Origin of the sequence: Planococcus circulans, assembly GCF_020023385.1 — a bacterium.
GTDB lineage: Bacteria > Bacillota > Bacilli > Bacillales_A > Planococcaceae > Planococcus.
The window spans coordinates 122,498-138,427 of the sequence record NZ_JAIQCL010000006.1; the positions used below are offsets into that span (position 1 = coordinate 122,498).

Sequence of the window (15,930 nt, forward strand, 5' to 3'; positions counted from 1 at the left end):
CCAAACGGTCTCTTGCAATTTTTTCGATACAGGAGACTGCTTACGCAGTCAGTATTTCATGGTGTGGATTTTGATGTTCTTCTTCTCGCATCATTGAACCAAAGACTCTCCGCTTTTTAATCTAAACCCACTGTTCCTTCCAATCGATAATATTACACTGAATTCACTATACCTTATAGAAAAACCGTTCGTAAAAGTACACTTTTACGAACACTCTAAAACCATCTGAAAAATGCACAAAAGAACGTTCGTAAACATAGCAAAAGACTTTACGAACGTTCGCGAATTTGCATACACATTTTCGAACGAATTTCAGATAAAATTAGGAAACTGATTGTTTTATGAGTTTAATTTGAAGATATTTTTAATCTCTGACTAATAATTTCAGCCTATGAAAGCAAGTAAAAAGGTATCGATTAAACTAGTAGAAAATATAAAAAACAGGAGCGGAAGAAAATCTCTTCCGCTCCTGTTTCAATTCAGCAAACTGCATACTCGCACCTGCTTGAATATTATTTAGTATTCTCTGCAACTTTCTGCTTGTGTCCGGTCAGTCCGAAAAAGGCGAGCAGGCCAAGAACTGACGTGCCAAATAGGATGGCGCCCATCGGAACAGCCGAAGTTTCGTTGATGCCGACCAGCGGTGATACGAGAGCACCGATGACAAGCGGCAGCATGCCGACAACCGCACTGGCACTTCCCGCCCGGTGTTTCTGGCCTCTCATCGCCAGGGTGAACGAACTGGTAAAGATCATGCCGATCGCGATCATGTAGATGAAGATCGACGTCACCAGTGAAGCGAGCGGCCCCTCGATGATCGTCATGACCAGCAGTACGAACGTTGCACTGGCTGCCACGATGACTGCGCCCTGTAAGAGCCGGTGCTCAGAAACGATGCCGCCGAATTTACCGATGATAAAGCTTCCGATGATCATTGCGATGCCGTTGATGCCGAACAGCACACTGAAGGTTTGAGGCGAAACGCCGTAAATCTCCTGATAGACGAACGGCGTCCCGGCGACATAAGCGAAACTGCCGCCGTGGACCAAGCCGACCACCAGGGCATAGCCAATAAAGGGGCGCGCTTTAAACAGGCTTCCCATCGTCCGGACGGAGTGTCCGATTGAACTGGGCATGCGGTCTTTCGGTGGCAAAGTCTCCGGCAGGCGGAAGATGACGACGATGACCATGATGACACCAAGCAAACCGAGGAAATAAAAGATGGTTTCCCAGCCCGCAAACGGCAATGCCAAGATGCCACCGCCCGCAATTGGAGCGGCCATTGGTGCTACAGCGTTGATGACCATGAGCAATGCGAAGAATTTCGTCATTTCACGGCCGGTAAAGATGTCGCTGACCACGGCTCTGGAAAGGACCACACCGCCTGATGCGGTGAATCCTTGCAAAAAGCGTGCGGCGATCAACGTTTCGATGTTCGGGGCCACTGCGCAAAGTACGGACGACAGCGCAAACAGGATGACCGAGATGATCAACGGTTTGCGCCTGCCGACCGCATCACTAAACGGTCCGACGACGATTTGCCCTGCCGCAAGTCCAATCAGGCAAGCCGTTAAGCTCAGCTGAACGAGCGAGACGTGTGCGTCCAATTCGTCTGCGATCGCTGGAAATGCCGGTAGATACATATCGATATTCAGCGGAGCCAGTATGCCCAGCATGCTGAGGATCAGGGCCAGGCCGAGCCGTTTTCTTCCTGTGGGGTTCTGCAACATTTTGAGATAACACCTTTCATTTCTAAATAAATCCTTATTAACTATACAATATTCCGGCGAAAGGTGTAATGCTCTATGGAAAACAATCCGTTTCAAAGCAGAATTTCTTCATCTGTTTTCAACGGAAGCCACTCAGATGCGGGTTAATTTCTAGTTTTTTCAGGCATTAATTCCACAGCGAGCAGTGCCTGCTCTTCAATACTGGCGAAATACAGCATGCCGCACAATTCTACAACTCCGGTGACGGCGTGATAATCAATGCTTGAACTTTGGAGATCAAGCAGGCAGTTTCCCTTTTCATCGAAAAGCATGGCCCAAGCGGTTTTAGCGCCTTTTGGCTGCAGACGTTCAGGCACCCGCCACAGCAGCTTTCGCAAAACTGCGGGCGCCGTGCCCAGCCGGTCAAGTAAAGGGTTGCGGTTTGTCATCATGGCTACCCAGAACGTGCCGTCGCTCAGGCGAGAGATATTGTCTGGGAACCCCGGCAGATTAGCCGCAAGGATTTCCCTCTTTCCAGCATTGCGTCCTTGTATCCATAACCGGTTGAGCCGGTAGCCATCCGTTTCAGCAAAAATTACGGCCTGTTCATCATTCGACAGCGTGATGCCGTTGGCGAAATACAACCCTTCGAGGATCACTTCGACGCGTCCCTGTGGATCCCGCCGGAACAGCCGACCGGATGCCCGGTGTTCCATCAATGCGCCTGTATACTGCTCGAAGTCATAGCGGTTGCTGGATTCCGTGAACCAAATCGTCCCATCCCCTGCAGCTGTAGCATTGGAACAAAAACGCAGCGGAACTCCGTCGACATACTGGACCAGCGTTTCAATCACACCTGTCTCCGGATCTAGACGGAGCAGACCTTTCTGGGCGTCGCATATCAGCAGATGCCCGTCCGGCAGAACTTCAAGGCCTAAAGGGCGGCCGCCCGTATCACCGATCGTTTCCTCCTGATGCCGCTCCATGTCGATGCGCAAAATGCGTCCATCTTCCACGCCGCAGATCAATCGCCCCTGTCCATCAACGACAACATCTTCCGGTCCGTAGCCGCTGAGCGGAATGCGCCAGGAACGCTGGAAAGGTGTCCGGCTGTATTTGTGTGCGGCACGCGGTGGTGCAGGCGGCAGTTTCCGTCTCACCGGCTCCAGTGCTTGTTTTGGTTCAGGTTTAATTTGCGGAAGCGTCGGCCGCCCGGATTTCGTGAATACATAGGATGCCGCAACGGAATAGGCATGAATAGCCGCACAATGTTTTTCCTGTTCCTTCTTTGTTTCCAGAAAAGCGGATGAATCAAGTGCTTTCCGGAATGCAGGAGCATCCGCCGCACCAAGAACGAGCATTGCTTCATAATTACCCATAGATGCATTCCGTTTCTTCTCGGATGTCTCGAACAATTGATAACGGACTTCCGAAAAACTGGGCACAGCTGCAATCGCAGGAGCCAGACTGTTTTGGATGAATGACTGGAAATCACGCAGCCGGACGGATGGTTTCCTGCGGATCAGCACGATTTCCCGGTAAGTTGCTTGTGAATGGCAGGTTGGATGACGCAGCATTCGGCAGTTTTTCAGACGAGCCTTATAGAGCGCCCTATCGGCGAATAGCGTTTCCCCATAACTACCCTTCAGTTTCCTGTGCCGTTTGGCTGCGGCTGTTTTCAAAACATACTCTTCCATTCCATCGATTCCGTATCGCGGGTGGACCACTGTTTCAACTCCAGAGAGTGCTGGCCAATGTCCAGGCTGATTCTTGCAGAAGTGATGCTGCCGGTATTCGAGCACACCGTTAATTCGCGCTGCTTTTTGTGCATAAGGACCACTCCAGGCATCCATTCCCTGTTCATGCGGAAAATCTCCGCGCAAACCAATCAATGCTGTTACCGCTTCAATTTTTCGCATGCCAATCACTTCCATTCTATTTGTATGCGGGTAGCCGCATGAATGAATAAAAACTGATATTAGTTGGGCTGCTGAATGATTTTATACCAACTTTCAACTTGCTGGTTGTCTACGTATGTCCGGATCTTTTCCAATTGAATCTTGAGATCTTCCAAATGCTCGAAAAAGCGCGTCCCTTGTCCCAAGAGCACCGGCGCAAAACAGATCTGTAGCTCATCAGCCAGTTTGGCCCGAAGCAGCTGCTGGCTGACATTTGCTCCCAACACCAGCACATCTTTGCCATTTGCTGCGGTCTTCGCCCGGCTAATAGCCGATTCAATGCCATTGGTCACAAAAGTGATGGACAGTTTATCGTTTTCTTTTGGGTGTTTTTCCGGCGGATGATGGGTCAATACAAACAACGGCACTTGAAATTCATAATGGTCAGCGTAGCCATCCGGATCGCTGGCCATGTCGAAGCTATTGCGCCCCATGACGACAGCCCCAGGAAACTCATAATGTGGCTGGTAACTTTCATAAAGTTTGTCTATTCTTCCATCGCGGTCGTTGACGAATCCATCAAGTGAAACAATCATGCCAAAATACACTTTTGTCATTTCGATTCCTCTCCATTCATTTCTCGAATAAAGTTCTGTACGTCAATCAAGTCTTCTGGACTTCTGGAAATCACAATAAATTCATCGTCATCCACTGTTAGCAAATAGCGATTATTGTAAAAACCGATAAAAGAAGATTTCTTCCCTCGCGTGATGGATCGAATATAGGCAAGAACATCGCAAGGACTTTGCTCAGCTGAAAACACGATAGAAAACTTTTTTTCAATTCTCTCCATTCATTGTATTCCCTCTTTCTATAAAATGGCTTGAACTGATGCATATCGTGACCTTAACTTGACCATACCTGTTTTTCCATTTTTATATGCCCAAATGGTACAAGAATAATTTATCTTTTTCCGGTCGGTTGTTTTAGGTGTCCTATCCTCGTTTTATTTTCGCTTTTGCTGATTTTCTTGTTTGCGGTTTTGATTTTTGTAATAAATCCTTAAGTAGTTTATTACATTTATATTAAAAAACATGTGATTCTCTATTTTTCAAAGTCGGCTCATTTTTAGACCTGTATAAATAGAAATGCACCTGACTAATAGAAGCTCAAAAACAGCAGAACTCCTCAACCCTTCAGGTGCAGCTTATTTAATTGATATCTCCCAAATAGACCCTATTTCGTTTACCCGCATCAAACTCTTGTATATATTTCCGCGAATCTTTTGGATAGATTCGATACTCCAGTAAATGCTTGACCGCTATCCACTCTATTCCAACTTGATGGCTGTCAGGATTTGTTGACTCGGTTGCATGTTCACTTTTTATTTTGCAGACAAAATAAGTCTCGATTTGATGAATGTGGCGATCAAACTCTGCATATTCATGATTTTTTCCGAGGTACTCACGGAGATGAAGCAACTCCCCGACCTCAACCTGTTAACCGATTTCTTCCAGACATTCTCTTTTTACTGTCTCCGGTAAGGTTTCTCCATGATCTTGCCCGCCGCCCGGAAACAAGTAAAAGAACCCTTCATCATCTACATTTTTTGTCAGCAACACTTTAGAGTCTTTCAAAATAACTGCTTTGGCCGAATTCCGTATAAACATTCTACACTTTCCTTTCCAGCTCTTTTTCAAATGAAATCCACTAACGCCAGCTTATGATCTATTAGTTAAAGCTTTTATGAACTCATCCATGCGCAATGCAATATAAATTAATGTCATTGCTGCGATGGCTAACCAGATTTCACCGAAAAAGACACCCATAATCGCGCCAAAACCGATGTATGTCGCTAATGTTTTATCCATCATGATCCCCCCTTTTAGATATGAATACTTGAATGTTATAGAAAGTAGATTCGTTTCCATCAGTCCAATGCATATCTGTTTGTTTCATGTTGAAGGACTATGCTACGATTAATGCATATAATGAATAGACCATTTTATATCTGAAGGAGTGCTGATATGATTCATATTGTCAATGGCGAATCGGCTGCAGCCGCCCTAAAAAACACGCTTTCGGAAACCACCGATCAAATCATCCCATTGCCAATGGATTTTTCCGTTGGTCCAATCACAGCGATCCACTTGGAAAACGGCGTCTCAATCCGTGCTGATTGGGAAGGTTCTTCATACCACCCACTGAATAATCGCTCTGACGAAGCATTATCGATTTTCCAACGTTCTTTGAAAGAACTGAAGGACGTAAAAAATGGTGAACAGCTAGTCATTTGGACATGTGAAAACGCCTCCGAACAAATCGGGCTGCGCATTGCCTGCTTCTTACTGACAGGCAAACATGTCGGGCTATTCGTAGTAAATACACTGCAAGCCTTGAATGAATACTTGAAGGATCAGGAAATTCAGCAAACCGTCCGGCATTCAGGTGAATGCAATGCCAAGCAACTGGCACATTTTTTTAACTACTCTTCCCTCTCCGTCACAAAAGACATGCGGATCGCATTTGAAGAGGATGGAAAGAACTTGCTTCACAGCACCAGCCAGGTCCTTACCTGGAAAAATGGAGAAATTTTAGAAGAAGCCGAAACCCGTGACGACTCTTTTATCATCGATTGTATAAAAAAACAGGTTGCAGAATCTGCCGGCAATGATTACGTAGACGCCATCCGGGTAATTGGTGAAGCATACGGCCTGTCTGAACAGCCAATCTCTGATTCATGGATCGATTACCGAATCCGCTCATTGATCGAAGACGGACAAGTAGCCTTTATAGGCGGCCTTCAATCGATGAGGTCCTACAAAATAAAAGCGGTGGATTAATACATACCGAAGATACGCTTGAATACTGTTCAGAAGACATTGATTCATAGGTGAACCCTGGATGTACCACTTTTAATACCTATTGAACTATTGCTCCAGAGAAGATAGATTCTTCCTCCTACTATATCCATTTTTTTCTTAACAAGCCATTTATTTCCCAAATAATTAGCGTATAATGGGAATAATCAAACATTTTGATGTACTTCAATCCCCCGAAGATCATCATTCCCGGAAAGGAACATCTTTCATGACCACTCGTCCAATTTAACTCAACCCCTTCTAGAAGTCATTTACCAATTGAACTCTTGGGGGATTTTACGATGAAATTTAATAGAAACTTTAAGTTGCTGCTGACTGGGCAGTCTTTTGCCAATATTGGCGATGTGCTTTACATCGTCAGTGTTATTTACCTGATTTTTGAACTCACAGGCTCAGCCACCGCCGCTGCTTTCGTGCCTTTCACGATCACAAGCGCAATGTTTCTTTCGAACACATTGACGCCTTTATTGATGGAGCGGTTCAACTTGAAATGGCTGCTTGCCGGTTCGCAAATCGGAAAAACGGGCCTGTTGGTGGGGCTCGCTTTCTTCATGCCACAGCTTTCACACGCTAATTACATGGGGCTGTTTTTGGTGATCAGCTTGGTGGCATTGCTTGACGGCTGTGCGAATCCGGTTACCCGCTCGCTTATCCCGGTTTATGTAAAAAACGAACTTCTCTTGAAAGCCAATGGTATAACCGAAACGGTGACACAACTGATCCAGACCGCCATGTGGTTTGTCGGCAGTTCGCTGTTGGTTTGGCTGACAGCAAATGAATTGATCTGGATTACAGCGGGTTTGTTTTTCCTGTCCAGTCTTCTGTTAAGCGGGCTGGATAGAGCCGATTTCACACCATCCAGCAAGCAGGGCAAATGGCAGCAAATCAGCAGCGGTTGGAAAAACGTTTCCGCTTCTCCTGTGCTGAAACGAATTGCTTTGATGGATGTACTGGAAACAATCGCCGGTACGGTATGGATCGCCGCAATCCTTTATGTATTCGTCAGCGAAGCGCTGATGCTTGAAGAGATGTGGTGGGGCTTTATCAACGGCTCCTTCTTCCTGGGATTGATTGCCGGCAGCCTTTTCTGCCTGTGGTTCTCTGGTTGGATTGAACAGAATCTCAGCCTTTTTATTGTCGGAGGAGCGGTCTCCAGCAGCCTGGCAACCTTCCTTTTCGGACTGAACGCTGTTCCGGTACTGGCGCTGCTGCTTTCTGTTCTAGTCGGCATTTTCAGCCAAATCAAAAACATTCCGCAGCAGACCATCGTCCAGACGAGCGTCCCGAAAGACCGGCTGCCGACAGTATTCACGACATTGGGTGCAATCGGAACGGGAACATTCGGCGTCTCTTCCCTTTTGATGGGGATACTGGCTGATGCAATCGGCATCCGTTCCGTCTTTATCTTATCGGGTCTATTGCTCGCACTAGTCAGCTTGATCGCCTATTGCAGCAGAAGCCATTTCCGGAAAACGATAGACCAATAATCAAGCGTAAAAAAAGGAGGTCAGCGGAGACATCCGTTGACCTCCTTTTCATTATGCTTACAAGCCAATCTAAACCATGAATGGGAAGTGGATAAATGATTGATTACCGAATCATTTCAGCAGTGCCTTTCACCGAGAAAATAGGTGAGCTTGTCTCCATGCTGGAATACACAAGGAATGTAACTTTGAATGAAATTTCCGGTCTGACCCAAAACGAATTGGATTACTTGCCGGATGACAGTTCAAATACCATTGCCGCTCTGCTGCTGCATATGGCGTCCATCGAATTTGTGCATCAAGTCATTTCCAATGAAAAGAGGGATTTAACCACTGCTGAATATAAAAAGTGGAAAGTCCCTTTAGAACTGGGAGATGAAGCGAGAGCAACTATAAAAAATCGGCCACTTGAATATTATTTAGTTCAATTGCAGGAGACCAGAAACAGCACATTATCCTTGCTGAAATCCAAGCAAGACAGCTGGTTGCTGGAAGAGAGCCAGTGGGAAAATGGCGGTTCCTTTAATAACCATTATCTTTGGTTCCATGTCATGGAAGATGAAATCAGCCACCGGGGACAAATCAGGACTCTGCTAAGAAATTCGAAGAGATAAAATTATTCGTGAATTATTCTTTTTCGAAATCAAATCTATTTTTCAATTCATAAAAATAGAAACTTTTACAATTCACCTATTCATTCAAACTGAACCATTTCTGGATCTAATGCAATAAAATGCGCCATCCAGCAATCCGATTTTTCTGTGCCAATCTCGTGGTTTCTCAGACAAAGGCGGTTCCTTCCATCCAATCCATCCATGCCGCAACAGCCATTCAGCCGGCTCCTGTTTGAATGACGTTTTGAATTGACTAGATCTTTAAGGTTGATGATGATGGCATCTCTAAGGTCCAGGTGCATTTTATTGTCGTCAATAATGTAAAACCCTTCGGGAATATAATCTTGGGCATCTTCATGGTTCAGCAGGCTGACGTCTGGCAATTCCCTTACTTCCTTTGAAATTTCCAGATGGCATGTACGGCAAATCAGTTTCATATGGATTCACTCCTCGTTTTTTATCGGTCCATTTTAGAGCCGGATAATGCGTTCAACGAAAGGATGAAAAAATCATGTTCTATTTTCTGGTAACCACTCTCGTCGTTTTTATAGCCATTTTATTGATCCATGTTGCCGTCAGTATGCTTCTCGGAACCAGCCAAGAATACCGTTGGGTAAAGTCTTCTGTCATCAGCTTGGTATTTACGCTGATTTTTGTGGCAATCTTAGGCTTCTAACTTTAGAGCAAACACTCTTTTATTCGACTATAGCATCTTTCGAATCAGTTATTAAAAAACGTCCGTTGAATGCCTCTCAGCATTATACGGACGTTTCTTTTTTCATCTACTCAGATCAATTCACTTTCTTCGGGCCGCTCCAGTACATTTCGCGCAAACGGAATTTCTGCAGTTTGCCGGTCGCGGTCTTCGGCAGCTCCTCGACGAATTCGATGGATTTCGGTGCCTTGAAATGCGCCATATTGTCGCGTGTGTACGCGATGATCTCCTGTTCGGTAACAGTCGCCTCCGCATGCAGGACGATGATCGCTTTCGGCACTTCTCCCCACTTCTCATCAGGTACAGCGATGACAGCCACTTCTAAGACATCCGGATGCTTATACAGCACGCCTTCGATTTCCGTAGAAGAAATATTTTCGCCTCCGGAAATGATCATGTCCTTGATGCGGTCCTGGATCTCAATATAACCGTCCGGATAGGTCACAGCCAGATCGCCTGTATAGAACCAGCCGTCACGGATCGCTTCAGCTGTTTTTTCGGGATCTTTATAATAGCCGCTCATGACGACATTTCCACGCGTAATGATTTCGCCCAGTTCCTTGCCGTTCCATGCGACTTCTTTGCCGTCTTCCTGGTTGACGACTTTGGTTTCGCCGTTAAATGCCAGCTCGATTCCTTGGCGCGCTTTGATGGTTGCCTGTTCATCCGGCGTCTTCTCGTCAAATTCCTTTTTCCATTCATTATACAAAATGAATGGCGACGTTTCTGTCAAACCATAGACATGCATCATATTCAATCCAAGCAATTCCTGCGCTTTGCCGATCAATGCAGCAGCGGGCGGAGCGCCGGCTGTCCCCATTCGTGGATTGGTGGTGATGTTGATGGTTTTCGCTTTCGGTTCATTGACCAGCATATTGACGACGGTCGGTGCACCGCATAACACGGAGATTTTATGTGTTTCAAACAGTTCCAAAATCAGCGGCGGATCAACTTTCCGCAGGCAGACATGCGTGCCTCCCGCAGCGGTGATCGCCCAGACGCCGCCCCAGCCATTGGCGTGGAACATCGGCAAAGTATGAAGATAGACGTCGTCATGCTCTACTTTCAGATGGTACAGGAAGTTCGCTGCATTGAGGTAATTGCTGCGATGCGTCAGCATGACACCTTTCGGATTTGATGTCGTGCCGCTTGTATAGTTCAGCGTCAGCATCTGATTTTCATCAATCCTTACTTCAGGAAGTACAGCGTCGCTGTCCACTTGAATAAAATCTTCATAGGAGATCCCATTGATCTTCGATTCATGCCCGTCCACTTCCACGACGATGAATTTTTCAATCGGCAGTTTGTCCTGGATCTCTTCAATCAGCTTGCCGAACTCTGCATCGACGATCAATGTTTTCGCATCGCTGTGGTTGATGATGTATTCCAGGTCTTTGGCGGTCAGGCGGTAATTGAGCGGCACCATGACCGCACCGATTTGGCAGATGCCATAAAAGCATTCCAGCATATAATGGGTGTTCGGCAGCATGACGGCTACATGGTCCCCTTGCTGAATGCCTGCTTTGTGCAAAGCAAACGCCAGCTGGTCGGTCCGATTTCCGAACTCTTTGTATGTAAACGTTTTTTCTTCATCGATGACGGCTACTTTCTCCGGGTAATACTTGATGGCCCTGCGTTTCCAATCGAGCGGTGTTAATGGTGCAATCATAATCTCCCATACCCCTTTCAATCTCTTACTCTTAACATCTGTCTACTTTAGTATAGGAATGCATTTATTCACTGTCAAATGAACTTTCGGAATTTTAGCACAGTTCAACAAAAAGTAAAGGCGAAGATCACTCTTCGCCTTTACGCTTATCTTTAATTCACTTTTTTTCCGCCGCCCCAATACATTTCCCGCAATTGGAATTTCTGCAGTTTGCCTGTGGCTGTTTTCGGCAAAGCTTCCACAAAATCCACGGATTTCGGTACTTTGAAACGGGACATATTTTCGCGTGTATAATCCAGGATTTCCTGTTCGGTCACTTCCGAGCCTTTGTGCAGGACGATGATGGCCTTCGGCACTTCTCCCCATTTTTCATCCGGAACCGCTATGACAGCGACTTCGGCAATGGCAGGGTGCTTGTACAGGACTCCTTCAATTTCAGTCGAGGAAATGTTCTCTCCGCCGGAGATGATCATATCTTTGATGCGGTCCTGGATCTCGATGAATCCATCCGGATGCGTGACCGCCAGATCTCCTGTATGGAACCAGCCATCCCGTATTGCTTCAGCTGTTTTTTCAGGATCCTTGTAATAGCCGGCCATGACGACATTGCCGCGCGTTACGATTTCACCAAGTTCTTTTCCATTCCAGGCCACTTCTTTCCCGTCTTCCTGGTTGACGACTTTGGTTTCCCCATTGAACGCCAGTTCGATTCCCTGGCGAGCTTTAATGGCTGCCTGCTGATCCGGATCCAATTCATTGAATTCATTTTTCCATTCGCAATAAAGGATGAAGGGCGAAGTTTCCGTCAAGCCGTAGACGTGCATCATGTTCAAGCCAAGAATGCTTTGCGCTTTGGCGATCAATGCCGCGGCAGGCGGTGCCCCGGCTGTTCCCATCCGGATTTTCCGTGTCAATTCGATTTCTTTGGCTTTCGGGTCATTGACCAGCATATTGACGACAGTCGGCGCGCCGCAAAGTGACGTGATGCCATGGTTTTCGAACAGATCCAGAATCAATGGCGGGTCGACTTTGCGCAGGCAGACATGGGTTCCGCCGGCTGCAGTGATCGCCCAAACGCCGCCCCAGCCGTTTGTGTGGAACATCGGCAAGGTATGCAGGTAAACGTCATCGTATTTGATCTCCAAATGATGCAGGAAATTCGCAGCGTTCATGTAATTCGTGCGATGGGTCTGCATGACCCCTTTCGGATTGGATGTGGTGCCGCTCGTATAGTTGAGGGAAAGCATCTGGTTTTCATCCAGTTCTGTTGCCGGCACTTTGGCGTCATCCGGCACTTCACCGATAAAGTCTTCATAATCCACGCCTTTGAGGCCCGATTCGCAGCCTTCTACAGCCACGATGATATATTTGTCAATCGGCAGTTCGGCCTGGGCTTCTTCAAGCATCTTACCGAATTCTGCATCGACAATCAGCACTTTGGCATCGCTGTGCTTCAGGATATACACCAGGTCTTTTGTCGACAGGCGGTAATTGAGCGGAACGATGACCGCTCCAAGTGGCGGGATGCCGTAAAAGCATTCCAGCATCGCATGGTTGTTCGGAAGCATGACTGCTACATGGTCTTTTTCGTTGATGCCGGCGTTATGTAAAGCGATCGACAGGCGGTCAACCCGTTTTCCAAACTCTTTGTATGTAAATTTCTTGTCTCCGTCAATGACCGCGATTTTCTCCGGGTAGTATTTGACTGCACGGCGTTTCCAATCGAGTGGTGTTAATGTTGCCAGCATAAGTATATCCCCTTTCATCTGTCAGTAGCTAGACTGTTATATATCAAGTATAGGTAGTGCCCCTAACTGTGTCAATACAGTTTTCGGAATCGAGCAACAATTCAGTCGTATACAAAAAAACCGGCAGCCCCTTTTATCGGGCTGCCGGTTTCAGACTGTAGACAAAGCCTGACCAAAATGTATAACGGTGCATAGTCCCCAAACGGTCTGGCCACTTCGCTTTCCGTGGGCTCAGCTTCAGCCTCCTCGTCACTGCGTTCCTGCGGGGTCTTCAGCTTTCGCTGTCCCACAGGAGTCTTCGTGGCCAGCCCGCTTGGGAGCGTGTTGCTTCAAACAAAGAGAGAAGCTCCTAGTCAGGTTCGGAAAAAATAGTCTCACAAAACCTAGTAAATCCTTCACTCAAGGATCCGGAGCGCAAGGCGGCGACTCCTGCGGGGACAGCGAAGTGCCGANAGCGTGTTGCTTCAAACAAAGAGAGAAGCTCCTAGTCAGGTTCGGAAAAAATAGTCTCACAAAACCTAGTAAATCCTTCACTCAAGGATCCGGAGCGCAAGGCGGCGACTCCTGCGGGGACAGCGAAGTGCCGAAATCCACTCGGGCGCCAGTCCGAGTAAGTTCGGCGCGAGCCCGCGGAAAGCGTCCGCCGGAAGCGCAGGATCCGGTATAACCATGATAAAATGTGTATTCATTCTTTAAATGACATCAATATTCTTTTGTCTACAAGCTCAAACCGGCAGCCCCTTTTATCGGGCTGCCGGTTTTCTATAGTTGCTTCGATTAAATCAGCAATTGCTTTCCGGAAGGCCTTCGAGTACCAGGCCGCCGTCTTTAAAATCAAGCGATACTTCCTCCACCATTGTGCTTACGCGTTCATCGAGCGCCACTTGGATGCCGTTGATTTCCTTGATGATGTCGCCTTGTTCCGGTGCATCCATCGACAGGCCGAATTGCGGTCCGCAGCAGCCCTGCCCCGCAAAATAAAAGCGGATGCCTTGTGCTGTATTTTCTTTCATGGATTCCAACAGCATGTCTTTAGCCGGTTGTGTAATGTTCATTGAAAATCCTCCTTTAATTGGTTACCAATTGCTTCATTTTATCATAGCCGATGCTGTCTTGTGCCTGCCATGGAATCAACGCCGTGCGTTCAGCCAGCTCGCTGCTGACTTTACGGATCCACGGCCATTCGCTCTGGGCTTTTGCCTGCAGGAGCCCTTCGGTTGTGCCGGTACCTGCCAGACTTTGATTGATGACCCAGTTTTTCGCTTGGATCCCCGCACGCTTCAAGTCTTGCTGCAGGCGAGCCGCTTCAAAAACAGGGGTCGCTTCCGGGAGGGTGACAAGCAGGACGTCGGTTTCGTTTGGATTGCGCAGGCGCGGCAACAGGTTTTGGACGCTTTCCGGGATTTCTCCGGTCGACCGTTCCAGCTCCTTGTGATAGGTCTGCGTGGCATCCAGCAGCAATAACGTATGTCCGGTCGGCGCCGTATCGATGATGACGATTTCATTGTCCGCTTTGGCAACCACTTCCGCAAAAGCACGGAACACGGCAATTTCCTCGGTGCAGGGCGACCGCAGGTCTTCTTCCAGGTAAGCACGGGCTTCGTCGTCCATCGGCCCCGCCGCTTCCATGACTTGTGCTTGATAAGATTCAACTTCAAGCTGCGGATCGATTCGGGAAACCGTCAACCGGTCGTTGCCTGTTTCTTCAAAGCGGTCCGCCAGATGCGCGGCCGGATCGGTCGTGGTTAAATGCACCGAATGCCCTTTCTCAACTAAGCCGACAGCGAGCAGCGACGCGACAGTCGTTTTGCCGACGCCGCCTTTGCCCATCGTCAAAATGACGCGGGTATTCTGCGCTGAATACTGGTCGACTATGTCTTTTAAACCAGCCAATTCCGCGGGCATCTGATCCGTATTCAGAACATCCGGACGCCATTCAGGTGCTGTGAAAAGGCGCTTCAAATTAGCGATGCCAGTCAAGGAGAATGCCACGAACGGCAGGCTGTATACCGGCAATGTCTGCAAATGCGCAGGCATCTCTTTTAAAGCCTGCTGGTGCTGCTGGGCAAACGCCTGGGATACATGGTCTTCGTTTTGAATCGGTGAATAAACACCATTCAGGATCAGCACCTGATTTTCGATGCCGATGGTTTGGAGTTCCTGAGACGCACGGGCAGCTTCTTTAAAAGAAGCCGTGTCCGGACGCGCCACCAGGATCAATGTCGTCTGGTCTGGATCAGATAGAGCCTGTACGGTTTTTGCGTAAAGATCCTTTTTGGCATCCAGTCCTGCGAGTGGCCCGAGACACGAAGCTCCGTGTGTGGAGTCATCCAAAAATCCGCTCCAGGCCGTCGGCAACTTCAATAGCCGCAACGTGTGGCCAGTCGGTGCCGTATCAAACAGAATATGGTCATAATCATCCATGACCCGATCATCAGCCAAGAGCTTGGTGAATTCATCGAACGCGGCAATTTCGACCGTGCAGGCGCCGGACAACTGCTCCTCCATCTGATTGACGACCGCTTCCGGCAGTTTGCCGCGGTATGGCCCAACGACCGAGTCGCGGTAAGTTCGTGCCGCTTCTTCCGGGTCGAGGTTGCAGGCAAACAAATTCCGGATGCCGTCAACGGCTTGCGGTTTGTTCGTCAGTTCCATGCCAAAGACATCCTGCAAATTCGAAGCCGGGTCTGTACTGACCAGAAGCACCCGTTTTCCCGAATCCGCTAAAGCCACAGCTGTCGCAGAAGCGGTGGAAGTCTTGCCCACTCCGCCTTTACCTGTAAAAAACAGGAAAGGTGTTCCGCTGACGTGGTCTGGTTTAAATGCCTGGCTGGTCATTTGGCACCTGCGATTTTGACGTTCAGCGGATTGGCCGGCTGTTTAACCGGCTGCAATTCCGTTTTCTCTACCTTGAACCATTCAGCGAACTCCTCGACAGTCGGGTAATCTCCGGTTTTGGCGATTTCGCCATCGATCAGGATCACCGGCAAAGATTCTACGCCTTTCTCGAACAACAGTGCATTGACTGTTTTGTTTTCGACAAAAGCTGCCGGGTCAGTCCCCAGATTAAAGCGTTTGATGTCAAAACCTTTTTTCTCCAGTGAAAAAACAGCGGCTGCTACAGCGGTCAGCTTCGGATCCACTACAGGTCCGCAGACACCGGTATCGCAGCACATGGCTGGGTCGTATATCGTCACTTTCGTCATGAGTC

At 47.9% G+C, this 15,930-nt stretch carries 15 protein-coding genes and 1 pseudogene; 4 read left to right on the forward strand and 12 right to left on the reverse strand.

Translation table 11 applies throughout. The annotated features are described in order from the left end of the window. Positions 1-512: 512 nt before the first annotated feature. The 6 genes and pseudogenes from K8U60_RS11455 to K8U60_RS11480 all read right to left on the reverse strand — a co-directional run bounded on the left by K8U60_RS11455 (position 513) and on the right by K8U60_RS11480 (position 5,478). Positions 513-1,730: a Bcr/CflA family efflux MFS transporter gene (locus tag K8U60_RS11455; protein ID WP_223638906.1), complete on the reverse strand. Its 1,218-nt coding sequence runs from the start codon at positions 1,728-1,730 to the stop codon at positions 513-515. Positions 1,731-1,873: 143 nt separating this feature from the next. Further along, on the reverse strand, positions 1,874-3,628 hold the full coding sequence (locus tag K8U60_RS11460; RefSeq protein WP_223638908.1) for an SMP-30/gluconolactonase/LRE family protein: 1,755 nt from the start codon (positions 3,626-3,628) through the stop codon (positions 1,874-1,876). Positions 3,629-3,687: 59 nt separating this feature from the next. Further along, positions 3,688-4,224, reverse strand: a complete 537-nt coding sequence (locus tag K8U60_RS11465) for a dihydrofolate reductase family protein (RefSeq protein ID WP_223638911.1) — start codon at positions 4,222-4,224, stop codon at positions 3,688-3,690. Beyond that, positions 4,221-4,460 (reverse strand): hypothetical protein, encoded by a 240-nt coding sequence (locus K8U60_RS11470; RefSeq protein WP_223638913.1) that lies wholly within the window; start codon positions 4,458-4,460, stop codon positions 4,221-4,223. The genes K8U60_RS11465 and K8U60_RS11470 overlap by 4 nt, the downstream gene beginning before the upstream one ends. 358 nt (positions 4,461-4,818) lie before the next feature. Further along, positions 4,819-5,277 (reverse strand): annotated as a pseudogene (locus K8U60_RS19175) (NUDIX domain-containing protein). 51 nt (positions 5,278-5,328) lie between these two features. Then, positions 5,329-5,478 carry a hypothetical protein gene (locus K8U60_RS11480; RefSeq protein WP_223638916.1) on the reverse strand — a complete coding sequence of 50 codons (150 nt, stop codon included), beginning with the start codon at positions 5,476-5,478 and terminating at the stop codon, positions 5,329-5,331. A gap of 156 nt (positions 5,479-5,634) precedes the next feature. Between K8U60_RS11480 and K8U60_RS11485 the strand changes: the two genes are divergently transcribed. The 3 genes from K8U60_RS11485 to K8U60_RS11495 all read left to right on the forward strand — a co-directional run bounded on the left by K8U60_RS11485 (position 5,635) and on the right by K8U60_RS11495 (position 8,587). After that, complete coding sequence (locus tag K8U60_RS11485; RefSeq protein ID WP_223638919.1) at positions 5,635-6,450, forward strand: DUF1835 domain-containing protein; 816 nt, start codon at positions 5,635-5,637, stop codon at positions 6,448-6,450. Positions 6,451-6,770: 320 nt separating this feature from the next. Further along, complete coding sequence (locus tag K8U60_RS11490) at positions 6,771-7,976, forward strand: MFS transporter (RefSeq protein WP_223638922.1); 1,206 nt, start codon at positions 6,771-6,773, stop codon at positions 7,974-7,976. Between the two features lie 95 nt (positions 7,977-8,071). Beyond that, positions 8,072-8,587 carry a DinB family protein gene (locus tag K8U60_RS11495; protein ID WP_223638925.1) on the forward strand — a complete coding sequence of 172 codons (516 nt, stop codon included), beginning with the start codon at positions 8,072-8,074 and terminating at the stop codon, positions 8,585-8,587. A gap of 80 nt (positions 8,588-8,667) precedes the next feature. Here the strand turns inward: K8U60_RS11495 and K8U60_RS11500 are convergent, their stop codons facing one another. After that, positions 8,668-9,024: a hypothetical protein gene (locus tag K8U60_RS11500; RefSeq protein ID WP_223638928.1), complete on the reverse strand. Its 357-nt coding sequence runs from the start codon at positions 9,022-9,024 to the stop codon at positions 8,668-8,670. A 74-nt stretch (positions 9,025-9,098) separates the two neighbouring features. Here K8U60_RS11500 and K8U60_RS11505 point away from each other — a divergent pair, with 74 nt between their 5' ends. Then, positions 9,099-9,263 (forward strand): hypothetical protein, encoded by a 165-nt coding sequence (locus tag K8U60_RS11505; RefSeq protein ID WP_223638930.1) that lies wholly within the window; start codon positions 9,099-9,101, stop codon positions 9,261-9,263. Positions 9,264-9,378: 115 nt separating this feature from the next. Here the strand turns inward: K8U60_RS11505 and K8U60_RS11510 are convergent, their stop codons facing one another. The 5 genes from K8U60_RS11510 to arsD form a co-directional block, all read right to left on the reverse strand. Continuing rightward, positions 9,379-10,971 (reverse strand): long-chain-fatty-acid--CoA ligase, encoded by a 1,593-nt coding sequence (locus tag K8U60_RS11510; protein WP_223638933.1) that lies wholly within the window; start codon positions 10,969-10,971, stop codon positions 9,379-9,381. Positions 10,972-11,123: 152 nt separating this feature from the next. Then, entirely contained in the window at positions 11,124-12,719 is a 1,596-nt protein-coding gene (locus K8U60_RS11515) for a long-chain-fatty-acid--CoA ligase (RefSeq protein ID WP_223638946.1), read from the reverse strand. A gap of 782 nt (positions 12,720-13,501) precedes the next feature. After that, a complete protein-coding gene (locus tag K8U60_RS11520) occupies positions 13,502-13,774 on the reverse strand; it encodes an iron-sulfur cluster assembly accessory protein (RefSeq protein ID WP_223638948.1) in 273 nt (90 codons plus the stop codon). Between the two features lie 13 nt (positions 13,775-13,787). After that, a complete protein-coding gene (gene arsA / locus K8U60_RS11525) occupies positions 13,788-15,557 on the reverse strand; it encodes an arsenical pump-driving ATPase (protein WP_223638950.1) in 1,770 nt (589 codons plus the stop codon). Next, complete coding sequence (gene arsD / locus K8U60_RS11530) at positions 15,554-15,925, reverse strand: arsenite efflux transporter metallochaperone ArsD (RefSeq protein WP_223638960.1); 372 nt, start codon at positions 15,923-15,925, stop codon at positions 15,554-15,556. The genes arsA and arsD overlap by 4 nt, the downstream gene beginning before the upstream one ends. Positions 15,926-15,930 lie beyond the last annotated feature (5 nt).

Coding starts and splice junctions, on each gene's coding strand:
- K8U60_RS11455 (WP_223638906.1), bottom strand. CDS start 1,730: ATGTTGCAGAACCCCACAGGAAGAAAACGGCTCGGCCTGGCCCTGATC.
- K8U60_RS11460 (WP_223638908.1), bottom strand. CDS start 3,628: ATGCGAAAAATTGAAGCGGTAACAGCATTGATTGGTTTGCGCGGAGAT.
- K8U60_RS11465 (WP_223638911.1), bottom strand. CDS start 4,224: ATGACAAAAGTGTATTTTGGCATGATTGTTTCACTTGATGGATTCGTC.
- K8U60_RS11470 (WP_223638913.1), bottom strand. CDS start 4,460: ATGGAGAGAATTGAAAAAAAGTTTTCTATCGTGTTTTCAGCTGAGCAA.
- K8U60_RS11480 (WP_223638916.1), bottom strand. CDS start 5,478: ATGGATAAAACATTAGCGACATACATCGGTTTTGGCGCGATTATGGGT.
- K8U60_RS11485 (WP_223638919.1), top strand. CDS start 5,635: ATGATTCATATTGTCAATGGCGAATCGGCTGCAGCCGCCCTAAAAAAC.
- K8U60_RS11490 (WP_223638922.1), top strand. CDS start 6,771: ATGAAATTTAATAGAAACTTTAAGTTGCTGCTGACTGGGCAGTCTTTT.
- K8U60_RS11495 (WP_223638925.1), top strand. CDS start 8,072: ATGATTGATTACCGAATCATTTCAGCAGTGCCTTTCACCGAGAAAATA.
- K8U60_RS11500 (WP_223638928.1), bottom strand. CDS start 9,024: ATGAAACTGATTTGCCGTACATGCCATCTGGAAATTTCAAAGGAAGTA.
- K8U60_RS11505 (WP_223638930.1), top strand. CDS start 9,099: ATGTTCTATTTTCTGGTAACCACTCTCGTCGTTTTTATAGCCATTTTA.
- K8U60_RS11510 (WP_223638933.1), bottom strand. CDS start 10,971: ATGATTGCACCATTAACACCGCTCGATTGGAAACGCAGGGCCATCAAG.
- K8U60_RS11515 (WP_223638946.1), bottom strand. CDS start 12,719: ATGCTGGCAACATTAACACCACTCGATTGGAAACGCCGTGCAGTCAAA.
- K8U60_RS11520 (WP_223638948.1), bottom strand. CDS start 13,774: ATGAACATTACACAACCGGCTAAAGACATGCTGTTGGAATCCATGAAA.
- arsA (WP_223638950.1), bottom strand. CDS start 15,557: ATGACCAGCCAGGCATTTAAACCAGACCACGTCAGCGGAACACCTTTC.
- arsD (WP_223638960.1), bottom strand. CDS start 15,925: ATGACGAAAGTGACGATATACGACCCAGCCATGTGCTGCGATACCGGT.